17 protein-coding genes are annotated in these 16,386 nt (G+C 71.4%); 13 read left to right on the top strand and 4 right to left on the bottom strand.

Annotation, left to right across the window (positions count from 1 at the left end; genetic code table 11):
* Nucleotides 1-202 precede the first annotated feature (202 nt).
* The 5 genes from K4S16_RS23480 (at nt 203) to K4S16_RS23500 (ending at nt 4,631) form a co-directional block, all read left to right on the top strand.
* Nucleotides 203-595: an SSI family serine proteinase inhibitor gene (locus tag K4S16_RS23480; protein WP_160161006.1), complete on the top strand. Its 393-nt coding sequence runs from the start codon at nt 203-205 to the stop codon at nt 593-595.
* A gap of 138 nt (nt 596-733) precedes the next feature.
* Nucleotides 734-1,132: a CBS domain-containing protein gene (locus K4S16_RS23485; RefSeq protein WP_235037034.1), complete on the top strand. Its 399-nt coding sequence runs from the start codon at nt 734-736 to the stop codon at nt 1,130-1,132.
* 82 nt (nt 1,133-1,214) lie between these two features.
* Entirely contained in the window at nt 1,215-1,988 is a 774-nt protein-coding gene (locus K4S16_RS23490) for an ANTAR domain-containing response regulator (protein WP_235037005.1), read from the top strand.
* A gap of 113 nt (nt 1,989-2,101) precedes the next feature.
* The gene (locus K4S16_RS23495; RefSeq protein WP_149261136.1) at nt 2,102-4,072 is read left to right on the top strand and encodes a SpoIIE family protein phosphatase; all 1,971 of its coding nucleotides are present in this window, start codon (nt 2,102-2,104) and stop codon (nt 4,070-4,072) included.
* Nucleotides 4,073-4,124: 52 nt separating this feature from the next.
* The gene (locus tag K4S16_RS23500) at nt 4,125-4,631 is read left to right on the top strand and encodes a DUF6328 family protein (protein ID WP_149261137.1); all 507 of its coding nucleotides are present in this window, start codon (nt 4,125-4,127) and stop codon (nt 4,629-4,631) included.
* Nucleotides 4,632-4,703: 72 nt separating this feature from the next.
* Here K4S16_RS23500 and proS read toward each other — a convergent pair whose 3' ends face one another.
* Nucleotides 4,704-6,152: a proline--tRNA ligase gene (gene proS, locus K4S16_RS23505; protein ID WP_235037006.1), complete on the bottom strand. Its 1,449-nt coding sequence runs from the start codon at nt 6,150-6,152 to the stop codon at nt 4,704-4,706.
* Between the two features lie 403 nt (nt 6,153-6,555).
* On the opposite strand from proS, the gene K4S16_RS23515 reads away from it, so the two are divergent.
* The 3 genes from K4S16_RS23515 (at nt 6,556) to sepF (ending at nt 9,229) form a co-directional block, all read left to right on the top strand.
* Entirely contained in the window at nt 6,556-7,089 is a 534-nt protein-coding gene (locus K4S16_RS23515; RefSeq protein ID WP_149261139.1) for a hypothetical protein, read from the top strand.
* Nucleotides 7,090-7,197: 108 nt separating this feature from the next.
* Nucleotides 7,198-8,892 carry a proline--tRNA ligase gene (locus K4S16_RS23520; protein WP_149261140.1) on the top strand — a complete coding sequence of 565 codons (1,695 nt, stop codon included), beginning with the start codon at nt 7,198-7,200 and terminating at the stop codon, nt 8,890-8,892.
* 73 nt (nt 8,893-8,965) lie between these two features.
* Nucleotides 8,966-9,229 (top strand): cell division protein SepF, encoded by a 264-nt coding sequence (gene sepF, locus K4S16_RS23525; protein WP_149261141.1) that lies wholly within the window; start codon nt 8,966-8,968, stop codon nt 9,227-9,229.
* Nucleotides 9,230-9,357: 128 nt separating this feature from the next.
* Here the strand turns inward: sepF and K4S16_RS46815 are convergent, their stop codons facing one another.
* Complete coding sequence (locus K4S16_RS46815; protein WP_308800809.1) at nt 9,358-9,849, bottom strand: DUF397 domain-containing protein; 492 nt, start codon at nt 9,847-9,849, stop codon at nt 9,358-9,360.
* A complete protein-coding gene (locus tag K4S16_RS23535) occupies nt 9,764-10,621 on the bottom strand; it encodes a helix-turn-helix transcriptional regulator (protein ID WP_149261143.1) in 858 nt (285 codons plus the stop codon). Before K4S16_RS23535 ends, K4S16_RS46815 begins: the two co-directional genes overlap by 86 nt.
* 184 nt (nt 10,622-10,805) lie before the next feature.
* Here K4S16_RS23535 and K4S16_RS23540 point away from each other — a divergent pair, with 184 nt between their 5' ends.
* From K4S16_RS23540 to K4S16_RS23555, 4 genes are read left to right on the top strand one after another with little or no spacing between them, the layout of a single operon-like run.
* Nucleotides 10,806-11,270 carry an ATP-binding protein gene (locus tag K4S16_RS23540; RefSeq protein ID WP_149261144.1) on the top strand — a complete coding sequence of 155 codons (465 nt, stop codon included), beginning with the start codon at nt 10,806-10,808 and terminating at the stop codon, nt 11,268-11,270.
* A 41-nt stretch (nt 11,271-11,311) separates the two neighbouring features.
* Nucleotides 11,312-11,713 (top strand): hypothetical protein, encoded by a 402-nt coding sequence (locus tag K4S16_RS23545; RefSeq protein WP_149261145.1) that lies wholly within the window; start codon nt 11,312-11,314, stop codon nt 11,711-11,713.
* Nucleotides 11,714-11,750: 37 nt separating this feature from the next.
* Entirely contained in the window at nt 11,751-12,767 is a 1,017-nt protein-coding gene (hemC, locus tag K4S16_RS23550; protein ID WP_149261270.1) for a hydroxymethylbilane synthase, read from the top strand.
* A 44-nt stretch (nt 12,768-12,811) separates the two neighbouring features.
* Nucleotides 12,812-14,455: an ABC-F family ATP-binding cassette domain-containing protein gene (locus tag K4S16_RS23555; RefSeq protein ID WP_149261146.1), complete on the top strand. Its 1,644-nt coding sequence runs from the start codon at nt 12,812-12,814 to the stop codon at nt 14,453-14,455.
* Between the two features lie 266 nt (nt 14,456-14,721).
* Here the strand turns inward: K4S16_RS23555 and K4S16_RS23560 are convergent, their stop codons facing one another.
* Nucleotides 14,722-15,114, bottom strand: a complete 393-nt coding sequence (locus tag K4S16_RS23560; RefSeq protein ID WP_149261147.1) for a hypothetical protein — start codon at nt 15,112-15,114, stop codon at nt 14,722-14,724.
* Nucleotides 15,115-15,342: 228 nt separating this feature from the next.
* Between K4S16_RS23560 and K4S16_RS23565 the strand changes: the two genes are divergently transcribed.
* Complete coding sequence (locus K4S16_RS23565; protein ID WP_235037008.1) at nt 15,343-16,314, top strand: NAD(P)-dependent oxidoreductase; 972 nt, start codon at nt 15,343-15,345, stop codon at nt 16,312-16,314.
* Nucleotides 16,315-16,386: the final 72 nt, after the last annotated feature.

The following is a 16,386-nucleotide window of genomic DNA, read 5'->3' on the forward strand; positions in this document are numbered from 1 at the left end:
CGATCAGGTTCTCGCACGCTCGAACCTGCCTTCGGACGCGATCGCAGCCCTTGAGGTAGTTGCGGGGTTGGGCGTGACTGAGGTCCGTGCCCTTGAAGGCGGTGCAGGTGGCGCCACAGACACAGGTTGTTCGCTTTTCATGCACGTTCTGTCGTTGGACAGATACCGTGTGCGACGTCCCTTGGAATGTCGGGAGTCGCGTATGTCGAACCTTGTCACCGGGGTCGTCCTCGGGGCGGTGATCGCCTTGATGCCCGCCGCGCATTCCGAGCCCGCCGCGTTCGCCGAGCCCGGGACGTCGCTGCGGCTTTCCGTCACGCATCCGGGTGAGGCCACGTCGGGAACGAGGGCCGTCACGCTCCGTTGCGACCCGCCCGGGGGCGGGCATCCCGAGGCGGCGCGGGCCTGCCTGGAGCTGGACGGGTCCGGCGGGAAGTTCGAGCACCGGCCGGACGGCCGGATGTGCACCGCCGTCCACTCGCCCGTCGTCGTCCGCGCCGAGGGGCGGTGGAAGGGCAGACCCGCACGCTTCCGGGCCGAGTACGGCAACGACTGCGTCATGTGGTCGCGCACGGGTACCGTCTTCGCGTTCTGATCGGCGCAGGTGGGCGGCCGTTTCGCGAACCGCCCGAATAGGGTTGCCGACCTTGGGTAAGGCGCGCACACACGGCCACGCGAGCCGTTGGCGAATCGGGAGGATGTGCGTGCCATGCCATCAAGGGTCAGCGACGTGATGACTGCGGCTCCGCAGTCGTTGCCGCTCGACGCGACGCTCTATGAGGCGGCTCGCATCATGCGCGACGAGGGGATCGGCGACGTGCTGGTCACGTACGCGGGACGGCTCTGCGGCCTGGTGACCGACCGTGACATCGTGATCCGCGCGGTGGCGGAGAGCCGCGACACCTCGCTCACCCCGCTCGGCGACGTGTGCACGGCGGAGCTGACCACCGTCCATCCCGAGGACGACACCGACACGGTCGCGCGGCTGATGAGCGAGCACGCCGTCCGGCGCCTCCCTGTCGTGGACGCCGAGCAGCACCCCGTCGGCATCGTGTGCATGGGAGACCTCGCCCTGGCGAACGGAGACGGCGGTCCGCTCCCCGAGATCAGCAAGGCGCCGCCGAACAACTAGGACTCCCCCCGTGAAACACCAGGGTCATGCGGCCGTGCAGGCCCCGCCTGCGCATCCCTCTGGGCAGGCTAATCTCGGAGGGGTGACGGCCACCGAACCGGTCCTGACCGACCAGCTCGCGCTGGAGATCGCTCGCCTGGGCATGGTCGGGGAGTCCTCCGACGTGGGCACCCTGCACCGGGTGACCGAGCTCGCGTCGCGCGCCGTGCCCGGGTGCGCGGGCGCCGCGAGCGTGCGCTGGGCGCTCCCGAGCACCCGCGGCGACGCGGGCTCCGCCACGCCCGGCCCGCCCGACGCGCCGGAGGAGAGCCGGCCCGAGCCGCTGGCCGCCGCGGCCAGCCATCCCGACCTCGCCGAGGTGACCGACCGGCAGCTGACCCGCGGCCGCGGGCCGCTCTTCGACGTGGTGGCCGGCCGGCGGCCGCTCAGCTCCGACGACATCCTCGCCGAGACCCGCTGGCCCGACGCCATGTCGGACATGCTGCGCCGCGGGGTGCGCTGCTTCGCCACGACCCCGCACCTGAGCCCGCGGGTCCTGGTCACGCTCACGCTTTACGGGGTGACGCCGAAGGCCCTCGGGCACGGGCGGCACGCGATCGCGTCGCTGCTGGTCGCCCAGGGCACCGCGGCGGTCTCGAACAGCCAGCAGTACGACGACGTGCACCGCACCGCCGTCCAGCTCCAGGCCGCCGTCGAGGCCCGCGCCGTGGTCGACCAGGCGAAGGGGATCCTCATGCACGCGCTCGGCTGCGACGCCGACGAGGCGTTCGCCGAGATGCGCCGGATCTCGCAGACCCGCCACGTTAAGCTCACCGCTCTCGCGCAGCGTATCGTCGGTCACCAGGGCCTGCCCTAGGTGCGCGGGCGGAGCATAGGCTGCGCAGAGCGGCCCCGTAGATCGGCGTCCGGCCCGGCAAGGGCGGGAGCCGCCCTGGTTCCACCGTGGTGACGCGGACGAAAGGAGACCAGATGCACGATCAGCCCGACCAGCTCGAGCCCGAGTCCCTGCTGCGGGAGATCTCGGACCTCGAAGGGCGCATCGGCGAGCTGCGCCAGGCCGCCGGCGTGCCCGAGCCCGACCTGCGCGCCACGCTGGACGCCGCGCTGGTCGAGCTGGAGCTGGCGCTGACCGTGCTGCGCACGATGGGCGGCGAGCAGACCGGCGAGCAGGGCGGGTCGGCCGCCGCCGAGAACGAGCGCAGGGTGCTGCGCACGGTCTTCCAGGACGCCCCCGTCCCGCTGTTCCTGCTCGACCGGACGACGAACGTCCGCCGCGTCAACCGGCAGGCGGCCGCGCTGCTCGGCACCTCGTCGGGATACGTGTCGGGCAAGCAGTTCACGGCGTTCTGCGACATGGCGACCCGGGCGGCCGTCCGGTCGCAGCTCGCGGCGGCGATCCGGACGGGACGGCGCCGACGGGTCGGCGTCCGGTTCCTCGGCCGCGACCACCCGATCGACGCCGTGCTGACCTTCGCGCGGGTGTGGATCCGCGGCGAGCCCGACCCGATGATCGTGGTGGCCGCCGGGCCGACGACCACGCCCGCCGACGACGGCGCGACCGAGCCGTCCAAGGGCCAGGCCGCGGGCGCCCCGCGGGCGCGGGCCGCCGAGGGTGGGCCGGGCGACGACGAGGCCGTGGCCACGATCGTGCACCGGATGGACGTCCTCGCCACCGCCAGCGAGCTGCTGCTCGACGAGCCGGTCTTCAACGAGACGGTGGCCGTGCGGAGGTGCGCCCGGCTGCTGGCCGCCGAACTGGCGGACTGGGCGTTCATCGACCTGACCGCCCCGGCCAACGGCAACCCGTCCGCGGCCGCGCAGGGCGGCGCGGCGCCGGCGCTGCGCCGGCAGGTCGTCATGGGGCCGGAGGACGAGCGGTCCGTCGAGGCCGCGCGGATGCTCGAAGAGGTCGACCCCACCGAGGACACCCTCCCCCACAACGTGTTCGTCACCCGGCAGAGCGCGCTCCGCCCGCACGTCGAGAACCTCGACGTGCTCGGCATGTGCCCCGACGGGCTGCCCGTCTGCGGCAAGATCGGGGTCACCTCGGTCCTCAGCGTCCCCATCGAGGACGGCGACCGCGCCATCGGCGCGATCACGCTGGCGGCCAGCGGCGAGTACGGCCCGTTCGACCTCATGGACCTCGGCGTCGTGCAGCGGCTCGGCCGCTACCTGGCCCTGGTGATCCGGGCCGCGCGGCTCTACCGGCGCCGCGCGGAGGTGGCGGACACGCTGCAGGCGGGGCTGCTGCCGAAGTCGCTCCCGTCCATCCCCGGGGTGAGCGTCGCCGCGCGGTACCTGACGTCCACGCACGGCTCGGAGGTAGGCGGCGACTTCTACGACGTCTTCCGCACCGAGAACGGGTGGGGGCTGGTCCTCGGCGACGTGTGCGGCAAGGGCGAGGACGCGGCGGCAGTGACGGCGACGGCCCGGCACTGCGTCCGGCTCGCGTCGCGGTGGAAGGCGCGGCCTGCCGACGTCCTCGGGATCGTCAACGAGGCCCTGCTGGACGAGGACCGGTTCGTCACCGCCGTGATGGCGAGCCTGACGCTGGAGACCGAGCGGATCATCGTGTCGCTCGGCACCGCGGGCCATCCGCCGGCGATCGTGGTCCGCGCCGACGGGGTGATCAGGTCGGCGTCGCGCGGCGGCGTCCCGCTCGGCCTGTTCGAGGACTTCGAGGCCGGGCTCGACACGATCGACCTGTCCGTCGGAGACACGCTGATCCTGCATTCGGACGGGGTCCTCGAGGCGTGCGACATGGCGCGGCAGGAGTTCGGGCAGGAGCGCCTGCTCGAGGCGCTCGCCGGGCACGCGGGCAAGCCCCCGGAGGAGATGCTCGCGGGTGTGGAGCGGGCTCTGCTCGACTACTGCGACAGCGACCTGCGCGACGACGTGTCCATGCTCGCCCTGCGCGTCGAACCGCCCACGCTCGACTAGAACGTTTCAAGGCGCGCGACTGATGGGCGTTTTGCCGGGGTAAACGGCCTCCATGAGCGTGGACCCCTCAGACAAGCCCCGCAACGAGACCGAGCACGAGCGGCTGGACCGGCAGCTGATGGAGCTCCTCCAGGGCTTCCGGGTGGCGACCACCGGCGTGCAGGTGCTGTTCGCGTTCCTGCTGACCGTCCCGTTCTCCGCGACCTTCGACACGAAGGTCGGCGACCTGGGGAAGGCGCTGTTCTACGTCGCGCTGTTCGGGGCGGGGGTCGCGTCGGTCTGCTTCATCGCCCCTGTCTTCCAGCATCGGATCCTGTTCCAACTGGGGCAGAAGGCGCTGCTGATCCGGCGCGCCAACCGGTTCGGGATCGCCGGCGCCTTCGCGCTCGGCGTCTCGATGACCGCGGCGACCACGCTCGTCGTCCAGGCCCTGTCGGACAAGGCGGCCGCCACCGCCGCCACGGTCGCGGTCGCCGTGATCTTGTGCGGGTGGGCGTGGTTCGTCCAGCCGTACCTGACCCGGCGGCGCGCGGAGCGCCGCGCATCGCAGGACGCCTGACCCACCGCGGGCGGGCCCGTCCACGACGGACCCGCCCGGGTGCGGCCGCGGTGGGCGCGGCCGGATGCGTCCTCAGTAGGCGCGGCCGAAGATGACGCGCTTGCCGTAGGCGGACGGGCGGCCGCACTTCACGCAGACGCCGGCCTCCTCGGGCGCGTCGGCCGGGATCACGCGCGGCGTCGCGGCGGTCTCGGCCTTGATGTCGTCCTCGCAGGCGGTCTCGCCGCAGTGGAAGGCGCGGGCCCAGCCGGTGGCGACCTGCGCGGCGAACGCGTCCCAGTCGTCCACCACGGCGGTGTTGTCCTCGCGGAACGCCTCGGCCCTGGCGAGCAGGAACGCCTGGAAGTCGGCGAGCATCCCGGGCAGCACCTCGGGCACCTTTTCCAGCGGGATCTGCTCCTTGCCCTGCCCCTCGACGGTCGGGAGCCGCCGGACGACGGTGGCGACGCCGCCCTCGATGTCGCGCTTGCCCAGCTCGATGCGGATCGGGACGCCGCGCATCTCCCACTCGTTGAACTTGAAGCCGGGCGACAGCTGCGGCCGGTTGTCGTCGACGTGCACCCGGATGCCCATCGACTTGATCGCCGTACCCAGCCGGCGGGCCTCGGCGGCGGCCTGCTCGCCCTGCTCCTTGCGCCCGATCGGCACGATGACGACCTGGTAGGGCGCGAGCCGCGGCGGCAGCACGAGGCCCTTGTCGTCGCCGTGCGTCATGATCACGCCGCCGATCATGCGGGTGCTCATCCCCCAGGACGTGGTGTGGGCGAGGGTGAGCTTGCCCTCCTCGTCCTGGTACTGGATCTCGAACGCCTTGGCGAAGTTGGTGCCGAGGTAGTGGGACGTGCCGGCCTGCAGGGCCCGGCCGTCGCGCATCATGGCCTCGATCGTGTAGGTGCGGACGGCGCCGGCGAACCGCTCGCCGGGCGTCTTCTCCCCCGCCACGACCGGGATCGCCGCGAGTTCGCGCGCCACGCTCGCGTAGGCGTCGAGCGCCCACATCGTCTCGCGCATCGCGTCGTCCTCGTCGATGTGCGCGGTGTGGCCCTCCTGCCAGAGGAACTCGGTGGTCCGCAGGAACATCCGGGGGCGCATCTCCCAGCGGACGACGTTCGCCCACTGGTTGAGCAGCAGCGGCAGGTCGCGGTGCGAGTCGATCCACTTGGCCATGTACTCGCCGATGACCGTCTCGGAGGTCGGCCGCATGATCAGCGGCTCCTCCAGCTCCTTGCCGCCGGCGTGCGTGACGACGGCCAGCTCCGGGGAGAAGCCCTCGACGTGCTCGGCCTCGCGCTTGAGGTAGGACTCCGGGATGAGCATCGGGAAGCAGGCGTTGTCGTGCCCGGCCTCCTTGATGCGCCGGTCCAGGTCGGCCTGGAGCAGCTCCCACACCCGGTAACCGTACGGGCGGATGACCATCGTGCCGCGAACCGGTCCGCGGTCGACGAGCTGGGCCTGCACCACCAGCTCGTTGTACCAGGCGGAGAAATCCTCGCTCTGCGGCGTCACACCTTCTCGACTCACGGCCCCAAGGGTACTGACCATCCGCGTTGGTCAGGGCACCTTAACCACGCTCGCGCGATCCGCCCGTCCCAGATCGCCTTTCTTACCGCTCGGCTATCGCCTTGGAGGCCGCCAGCACGAATGTTATTCTAGACCTACACAGGTAGTACAGTCGCTACATGCCAGGTAAGCACACACGGGCCGCTATCAAGGAGTTAAAGGAAGCCGGGTGGCAGGTCACCTACACCAGCGGACGGGCTCACGCGTATGCGAGGGCATCCTGCCCTGGCGGCCCCGGCTGCTGCACTCCTCCCTTCTCGATCAACGGAACTCCCGACGTCGACGAACACGAGGCACAGAAGATCCGGAGGCGGATGCGGCAGCACGACGCCAAGGCGGCCGCACGGCAGGAAGAGAAGGACTGATGAGCACCTACTGGTTCGAGCTCGAGGTCGGGCCGATCAGCGACCTTGAAGAGGCCGCGGAGCGGCTGTACTCGCGCTGCGGCGACGGCCAGCTCTCCGGCGACGAGCAGAGCGGCGCCGTCCTGTTCTCGCGCGAGGCGCGCAACGCCATCGAGGCGGTCCTCTCCGCCATCGACGACAGCGAGCGCAGTGGACTGTCGGTGACCGGCGTCACGGAGGACCTGGTCACCATCGACGACATAGCCGAAAAGACCGGCAGGTCGGCCCCGGCCGTCGGGCACTGGACGACCGGTGAACGCGGCCCAGGAGGCTTCCCCGCTCCGGTCGTCCATCGCGGCAGCCGCGTCAAGCTGTACTCCTGGGCCCAGGTGTCGCGCTGGCTTGCCGATGCCGGACTCGGGAGGATCGACTACGTCGCCGCGGAGGTCGCCGCCGCCACCGCCGACGTGGACGCGCTCCTACGTGCTCGACGGGTGCTGCGCGAAGCCCCGTCAGGCAAGCGGGAAGCCCTTGTGAAGCTGGTAGAGGCGTGACCGACGCCGAAGCGGCGCAGGCTCCGGGCCCGAGGGCCTGCCACGGCCGTTGACAGGGGGCTTGTTAATCGTGTCGGCCTGGCCAGGCCTTTTCGTTACGCTCGCGGGATGCGCTGGTCCCAGATGTTCGCGCCGACCCTTCGCGAGGACCCCGCCGAGGCCGAGGCGGCGAGCCACCGGCTGCTGCTGCGCGCGGGGTTCGTCCGGCAGCTGACGGCGGGCCACTACTGCCTGCTGCCGCTGGCCGTCCGCGTGCGAGCGAAGATCATCCAGATCGTCCGCGAGGAGATGGCGGCGGTCGGCGCGCAGGAGATGCTGCTGCCGGCGATGCACCCGGCCGAGCCGTGGAAGCGGTCGGGCCGCTGGGATCTCATAGGCCAGGAGCTGTTCCGGCTGCGCGACCGGCGCGGCGCCGAGCACGCCCTCGGCCTCACGCACGAGGAGATCTTCGCGACGGTGGCTCGCGAGCTGAGCTCCTACCGGCAGCTGCCGCAGCAGTGGTACCAGTTCCAGACGAAGTTCCGGGACGAGCCGCGCCCCAAGGGCGGCCTGCTGCGGACCCGCGAGTTCACGATGAAGGACGCCTACAGCTTCGACGCCGACCAGGCCGGGCTGGACGCCTCGTTCGAGGCCTACCTCGGCGCCTACACGCGGATCTTCGAGCGGCTCGGCCTGCCGGCGCTGGCGTGCGAGGCGTCCAACGGCACCATGGGCGGCTCGGACTCCACCGAGTTCATGTGCCCGGCCGACGTCGGCGAGGACCTCGTCGTCCGCTGCCCGGCCTGCGGCTACGCGGCGAACATCGAGCGGGCGACGTCGGCGCTGCCCACCGCGCAGGACGGGCCGGGACCGGACGCGCCGGAGCGCTTCGACACCCCCGGCGTCCGCACGATCGAGGACCTCCTGACCTACGGCGCGCCCGCCGACCGGCAGATCAAGACGCTCGTATACGTCCTGGACGGCGCGCTGACGCTCGTCCTGCTGCGCGGCGACCACCCGCTCAACGAGCAGAAGCTCGTGGATGCGACGGGCGCCACGGAGATCCGCGCCGCCGAGCCCGGCGAGATCCAGGAGGCCCTCGGCGCGCTGCCCGGCAGCCTCGGCGCGGTCGGCGCGACGCTCCCGGTGATCGCGGACGAGGCGCTGCGGGGCCGCCGCGACATGTTCACCGGCGCCAACACCGACGACGTCCACCTGCGCGGCGTCGACGTCGGCCGCGACATCGAGGTCGGCGCCTGGGCGGACCTGCGCGAGGTCGCGGAGGGCGAGGCCTGCGTCCGCTGCGGCGGGGCGCTGGAGGTCCTGCGGGCGATCGAGGTCGGGCACATCTTCAAGCTGGGCGACCGCTACTCCCGCGCGCTCGGCGTCGAGGTGCTGGACGCCGGGGGCCGGTCCGTCCCGGTGGTCATGGGCAGCTACGGCATCGGGATCGAGCGCGCGATGGCCGCGATCGTCGAGACGCACAACGACGAGCGCGGCATCGTCTGGCCGGCGGCGGTGGCGCCGTTCCAGGCCGCCGTCGTGATCGCGCAGTCCGACGACGCCGACGTGGCCGCGGCGGCGGAGGAGGTCTACGCGGGCCTGTCCGCGGCGGGCGTCGAGGCGGTGATCGACGACCGTGCCGAGCGGGCAGGCGTGAAGTTCCGCGACGCCGAGCTGACCGGCATCCCCTTCCGCGTGACCGTGGGCCGCCGCGGCCTCGCCGAGGGCGTCGCCGAGGTCACCACCCGCGCCACCGGCGACACGTCCAAGATCGCCCTGGCCTCCGTCGTGGAGCACGTCCGTTCGCTGCTCACCGGTTGAACCGACAGCTGCGGAGCCGGGCGAGATGGCGGATCGGCCTTGCGCCACGCGGAAGCCCAGGCAGACTTGAGGTGTGATCAAAACGCTGCGCCCCAAGGACTACAACGAGGTTCTCCACGTCGGGCACTTCTTCCGCAAGGGTGACCCTGTGCTCATGGATCTCACCCAGCTGACCGACGACATGGCCAGGCAGCTGGTGGACTTCTGCGCTGGGCTCATCTGCGGGCGAGGAGGGGAGATGGAGCGACTGGACAAGAAGCTCTTCCTCCTCCAGCCGCCCGCCCGCCCCCGGATCGCCCCCGCGCACATCCCCGACCTCGCCCACGTCGCCGACTAGCGGTGTCCACGAACGTCGGCAGGGTCGGCGGCGAAGTCTGACGCCGCAACGGGGAGCCCCTGCGCCATGTTGCGATCAGCGATCGTGGCTTATGCGCTGAGCACGAGCGGTCCGCCTGGTGGGCGGTCTCAGATGTCCAGCTCGCCGCACTTCGCGCGCTGGACGAGTTGAGCGAAGCTTTCGGCGGAGAGCGTTAGATACCCTGCGTCTGGGGCCTTGCTGTCACGAAAGGCGACGTACGTCGCGTCTCGGGACACCTCAACACAGTTGCCGTTCTGGCCACTTCGTGAACTCCTGCGCCATGCGGCACGAGGACTGTCGTATAGGCCCGCTCTGACCGCGCGGGCGAATGCAGCCCACTCTGCAGGGCGAAAGGACAGCACGGGGCCTTCCGCATCCTTGGAGTCTCGGACGGCGGTACCGCTACCGTGCTGGGCGGCAAGCTCCACGCAGTTTCCAGTCCCGCCACTGTGGCTGCTCTTCCGCCAGTCCAGCGGCGGAGGGTTTGCTCGCATATGTGCTCCTTTCCGCGGGCTAGATCGTATCTGCCGCGATGGAGCGGATGAGGTCTCGGGAATCCCTGGGTGACAGGGCCATCGCGCGGATGCGGTCGAAGGCATCGCCGTAAGTCTCCAAGTCGTGCGCCTGCTCCAAGATCAGAGCACCGTTCATCGTCTCGATGTAGGCCACTCCGGTCTCTCCCTCGGCAGGGAAGCTGTAGAGGGAGAAGGATCCGACCATGGCCGGGTGCTCCCCGGCGGCGAAAGGGAGGACCTGCACGACTACGTTCAGCCTGTCGCGCTCCTCCGTGAGGCTTTCCAGTTGCGCCTTCATGATCCCTGGGCTTCCGACGATCTGGCGGACCACTCCCTCGTTGATCACAGCCCAGAGTTGCGGTCCATGCTGCTCGTTGAGCAGCGCCTGACGGGCGATGCGGACCTCGACCCGCTGCTGGATGATCTCCTGCGAGTCCCCAGGCCGAGCAGCGCGGATCACTGCGCGGGCGTAGTCCGGCGTCTGCAGGAGGCCCGGCACGAGCGCCTGTTCGTAGGTGGAGATGAGTGAGGCCTCGGTCTCGATACCGATCATGGTCCGCGTCTCGGTGGGGAGCGTCGCGCCGTAGGACTCCCACCAACCCCGCTCTTTCGCCTTGCGTGCGATGTCGAGAAGTCCGGCTACCTGCTGCGGGTCGTCAACGCCGTACAGATCCAACAGCTTGCGAACGTCGGTCGTGCTCACGCCGATCTGCCGGGTTTCGATCCGGGACAGCTTGGACTGTTGCCAACCGAGCCGCGCCGCAGCGTCGGTGATCGACATCTTTCCAACCTCGGTTCGCAAGCGTCGCAGCTCAGATGCAAGGCGGCGCCGTCGCATGGTCGGAGATCCCGGCATGATCCGCTCCCAGAAAGCAAATTGTTTGTCGCGAGCATATTGCACGAGACGCGGAAGAGGTGCATCCTGACGGACACAGGCTGTCACCTCTCAAGTACGTAGTGCAGCCGAAACGCGAACGGCCCCGGGCCGGTGGTCGCGCACCGGCTCCGGGGCCTTGATCCGACGTAGGAGGTCGGACCCGATGGACGATCGTAGGGTCAATCAGACAGCTCGGCCGGGGCCGGCGGCCCTTCCACTGGACACGCGGGTGTTGGCGGCTCCGGTCTCGGCAGGCGTGGTGCGGACGCTGTTGCGGTCACGGCTGGCGGACTGGGGTCTGTCGCATCGGGCCGATGACGTGGACCTGATCGCCGGTGAGTTGCTCGCCAACGCCGCGCAGTACGCGGCCTACCGGGAGATGCGGGTGCGGTTCACGTTGCAGCCGTACGGGATGTGGCTCGGAGTGTGGGACTGCTCGGACGAACTGCCCACGGTGCGGCCGCTGGAGCCGGTGGACGTCTCGCCGGACGCCGAGGCGCTGAACCCTGGTCACGACGACGGCACAGGAGGGTGGGGCCTGCCGATAGTCCAAGCGTTATCGCTGCGATGCGGGGTCGACCGGACGCCTCCGAAGGGCAAGTGGGTGTGGTCGGTGATCGCGTGCTGAAAGCGCGCGGGAAGTCGGAGGGCTGGGACGGAGTCGCACGGATGACGATGAAGAGCGCGGGTCTGGCGCGGGTCTGGGCGTGGGGGCGGACCCTACGGGGATGCGACACGGCGGTGTGGCATCTGGACCGGCTGGCGGTGGCGGCGGAGTGCCGGGGGTATCGGGGCCTGAAGCTGTACCAGGACCAGTCTTCGGCCCTGTCGGTGCCCATGCTGCTGTTCTTCGTCCGTGGTCGGCGGGAGAACGTGTGGATGCCGGCGACGGCGCGAGCCGTACCCGGCGGCGAGTGGGCGTACTTCGACGTCTCCCGCGACCCATGGCTCTGGTTCGCCTGGTGCCGCGACGCGGTGACGGCGGCCGATCAGGTGGCCGCGCTGATGGACCACCTGATGTTTCCGGACACCTTCCCGGACGTGCGCGAGGAACGGCGCGCTCAGGTGTAGGCATAGGGCGCGTCCAGTAAGGGGCACGGCGGTGAGGATGGCGAAGTTCGGGGGTGTGGGGGCGGTGAGGGATCTGGTCCCGGCCGGGTCGGCTGCGGCATCGCGGACGTTCTCCTGGAGCGGTGGGGGCGGCGGGGTGCTTCGGCTGGGCACGCGGACGTCTCCGCTGGCGATGATGCAGGCGCGCGGCGTCGCGGCCCGGTTGGAAGGGCTGGTCGATGTGCGGGTAGAAGTGGTGGGCATCCAGACGGCCGGGGACCGGCATCGGGGGAACCTGGGTGAGCTGGGCGGCAAGGGCGCGTTCATGCGCGAGATCGACCGGGCGCTGCTGACGGGGGCGGTCGATGTCGCGGTGCACTGCCTCAAGGACGTTCCGGGGGACGTGCCGCGCCCTGAGGGGCTGGTCTTCGCCGCCTACGTCGAGCGTGACGACACCGCCGATGTGATGCTGTTCCCGATGGCGGGCGAGGTTCAGTGCCTGGCGGACCTGGGACCGGGGGCTCGGGTGGGAACCTCCGCCGTACGACGGCGTGCGCAGCTCGGCAAGATCCGTCCTGATCTGCGGGTGGAGTACCTGCGCGGCAACGTCAACTCCCGGCTCGGACGGTTGGACGCCGGGGAGGACTTCGACGCCATCGTGCTGGCTCGGGCGGGCCTGGCACGGCTGGGGATCGAGCGGCCTGGTGAGGAACTGGACATCCTTCCGGCGATCGGCGCGGGGGTGCTGGCGGTCGACTGCCGCCGCGCTGACTCCGACGTGGTGGAACTGGTGCGGCTGCTGGACGACAAGGTGACGCGGCAGTGTGTGAGCGCGGAACGCGCGATGCTTCACGGGTTGCAGGGGCACTGCAACAGCCCGATCGCGGGGCACGCGAGGTTGGAGCGAGACGGGCAACTGAGTCTGCGCGGGATGGTCTTCACCCGGGACGGGTCGAAGTTCGTCCACGCGCAGGAGTGGTCGGCACCGGGCAAAGGTGAAGATCTGGGCGCGTACGTGGCGGGCGACCTACTCCGTAAGGGCGCCCGTGACCTGATCTCCGGTATCCCGCACTGATAATCGATTGACGGTGCGGCGGGGGATTCTCGACACTCGGCGGCATGGGACACGTCGAGGTGGGCCACGTCGGCCATGTGCTGCCGGACGGGCGGATGCTGCTCGACGACGTCTCCTTCCGGGTCGGCGACGGCGTCACGGCCGCCCTCGTGGGCCCGAACGGCGCGGGGAAGACGACGCTTGTGCGGCTGATCGCGGGCGATCTGGCGCCGCAGTCCGGAACGGTCGCGCACAGCGGCGGAGTCGGCGTCATGCGCCAGTTCATCGGCAGCGTGCGGGACGACTCGAACGTGCACGACCTCCTGCTGTCGCTGGCCCCGCCCCGGGTGCGGGAGGCGGCGGCCGCGGTGGAGGCGGCCGAGCTGGCGATGATGGAGCGCGACGACGAGCCCACCCAGCTCCGCTACGCCACGGCCCTCGCGGGCTGGGGCGACGCCGGCGGCTACGAGGCCGAGGTGCTCTGGGACGCGTGCTGCGTCGCGGCGCTCGGCGTCCCCTACGACTCGTGCCGGTGGCGCGAGGTGCGCACCCTGTCGGGCGGTGAGCAGAAGCGGCTCGCGCTGGAGGCCCTGCTCCGCGGCCCCGACGAGGTCCTCCTGCTGGACGAGCCCGACAACTACCTGGACGTCCCGGGCAAGCGGTGGCTGGAGGAGCGGCTTCGGGAGACGCCGAAGACCGTCCTGCTGGTGTCGCACGACCGCGAGCTGCTCGACCGCTCGGCCGACCGGATCGTCACCGTGGAGGCGTCCCGCGTGTGGATCCACGGCGGCCGCTTCGCCACCTACGCCGCCGCCCGCCGCGACCGCAACGAGCGCCTGGAGGAGCTGCGCCGCCGCTGGGACGAGGAGCACGCCAAGCTCAAGGAGCTGGTCAACAACCTGCGGGTGAAGGCCACGGTGAACGACGGCTTCGCCTCCCGCTACCGCGCGGCGCAGACCCGGCTGCGCAAGTTCGAGGAGGCCGGGCCGCCCGAGATCCCGCCCCGCGACCAGAACCTGAAGATGCGGCTGCGCGGCGGCAGGACCGGCAAGCGCGCGGTGGTCTGCGAGAACCTCGAACTGACCGGCCTGATGAAGCCGTTCGACACCGAGGTCTGGTACGGCGAGCGCGTCGCCGTCCTGGGCTCGAACGGCTCCGGGAAGTCGCACTTCCTGCGCCTCCTGGCGGCCGTCGCCGAGACGCTGCCGCGCGGCGCGACGCCGGTGCGGCCCGTCGCGCACACCGGCGTGGCCCGGCTGGGCGCGCGCGTGGTCCCGGGGCTGTTCGCGCAGACCCACGCCCGTCCGGATCTGGCCGGGCGCACCCCGTGCGAGATCGTCATGACCGAGCACGCGCGGCTGCGCAACGACGCGATGAGCGCGCTCACCCGCTACGAGCTCAACGTGTGCGCCGAGCAGCCCTTCGAGACGCTCTCCGGGGGCCAGCAGGCCCGGCTCCAGATCCTGCTCCTGGAGCTCGGCGGCGCCACGCTGCTCCTGCTGGACGAGCCGACCGACAACCTCGACCTGGCCAGCGCCGAGGCCCTCCAGGAGGGCCTGGAGTCCTACGAGGGGACGGTCGTCTCGGTGACCCACGACCGCTGGTTCGCCCGCGCCTTCGACCGCCACCTGGTCTTCGGGGCCGACGGCACGGTCTACGAGTCCGCGGAACCGGTCTGGGACGAGTCGCGGGTGGCCCGGCCCCGCTGAGCGGGCCGGGAGGTGTTTCGAAGTCCCGGCCCACTTCGCTCGCCTGGCGGGTCGCTACGTGACCGGGCCTGGGCGAACGCGGCATCGCTTCGCGATCTGCCCGGCGCCGCTCGCCTCCGGCTTCGCCGAACCGGGCAGGTCGCGCGTTCGCGCGCGTGGCCGAGGCCACTTCGAGACCAGGCCCTACCAGGCTCCTCCGGCCGGGCCGGGCCGGGCCGGAGGGTGAGGGGGCTGGGGGCCGCGCGCGGTCCCCAGCCCCCGCCCGACTAGCAGTGGCGGACGCGGCCCTTGATGACCCTCACGTAGGCGCCGGAGACGTAGTTCTTGGGGCTGCTGTAGCCCAGCCGGTACCAGACCCGGGTGTGCCGGACCCGCTGGCCGCGCGTCCAGCACTTGATCTTGAACCGCTGCCCCGGCCTCAGGAAGCCGACCCGCTTGGAGCGCATGGTCGGCCTCGTCCGGATCGCCAGCCGGTGGCGGCTGATCACCACGCCGGTGGCGTACTGGTAGATGGCGACCTGCTGGGCGGCGGGCGCGGCGGGCGCCGACGCGACCGTCGGCTCCGGCGGAACCGCCGCCATCGCGGCGCCTTCGCCGGCGAGGCCCGTGCCGACAACGGCCGCGAGCGCCACGGTTGCGAACCTGTGGGACTGTTTCACGAAGTCTCCCCCCAAAGCCTTCCGAACTGAACAACACCCTCATGCCCCTCTGCAATCAATTGATAACTCTAAGTAGTGACAAGAGAGGCTCGGGGTTGTTCCATCGGCCATGCCGTTCGGTCGCGCCCCGCGGCTCCGCCCGAACCCGGGATGTCCCGGCGGTAAGTCCCGTGTGAGCAGGGACGAGAGCCCTGTCCCGGTTCGGGGCCTGCCGGATAGGGTGCCCGGGTGCGAGTGGTGGTCACTGGTGCGGCGGGGTTCATCGGGAGCCATGCCGTCGACGCGTTCTCGGGGGCGGGGCACGAGGTGCTGGCCGTCGACGCGCCCGAGCGTTCCCTGAGCCCGGCGGTCGCGCGGCGGACGTGGGCGAAGGTCGCGGCCGGGCCGGGGGTGGTCGCCGCCGAACTCGACCTGGCGGTGGACGATCTCGACGGCGTCGCGGCCGCGGACGTCGTCGTGCATCTGGCGGGACGTCCCGGGGTGCGCGACTCGTGGGGGCCTGGCAAGGCGGTCGTCGATCGGGACAACGTCACGGCGACGCGCCGGCTTCTCGCGGCCTGCGCGCGGCGGCCCCCGCGGCTGCGGCCGAAGGTGGTCGTCGCGTCCAGTTCGTCGGTGTACGGGTCGGCGGGCCGGCGGCCGAACCGGGAGGACGATCCGCTGCGGCCGGCCAGCCCGTACGCGGTCAGCAAGGCGGAGGTCGAGCGGCTCGCCCGGCTGGCCGCCCGGAGCGGGCTGCGGACGGTCCTGCTCAGGTACTTCTCGGTCTACGGGCCCCGGCAGCGGCCCGACATGGCGTTCCACCGGTTCGTCGAGGCCGCGCTCGACGGGCGCCCGCTGCCGGTGTTCGGGGACGGGCGCAGCTCCCGGAGCTTCACGCACGTGCGGGACGTGGTCGCGGCCACGCTGGCGGCGGCGGCCGAGGACCTGCCGCCCGGGATCGCCGTCAACGTGGGGCACACCGAGCACGTGGCGGTCCACGACGCGATCGCGATGCTCACCGGCGCGCTGGGCGTCCCGGCGGAGATCCGGCGCGAGACGCCCGTGGCCGGGGACGCCGCGCGCACCTGGGCCGACACGTCCCGCGCCCGGGAGCTGCTCGGCTGGACGGCCGCGACCGGCCTGGCCGACGGGCTCGCCGACCAGATCGCCTGGCACCGCGGGCTGCGGGCCGTGCCGGAGGAGGCCGCGGTCGGATGAGCGACGGCCCGACGAGGCACGCTCCTGCAGAGCACGCACCAGTTGAGCACGCACCAGTTGAGCACGCACCTG

The sequence above is a fragment of the Actinomadura sp. K4S16 genome (assembly GCF_008327685.1).
Lineage (GTDB): Bacteria > Actinomycetota > Actinomycetes > Streptosporangiales > Streptosporangiaceae > Spirillospora.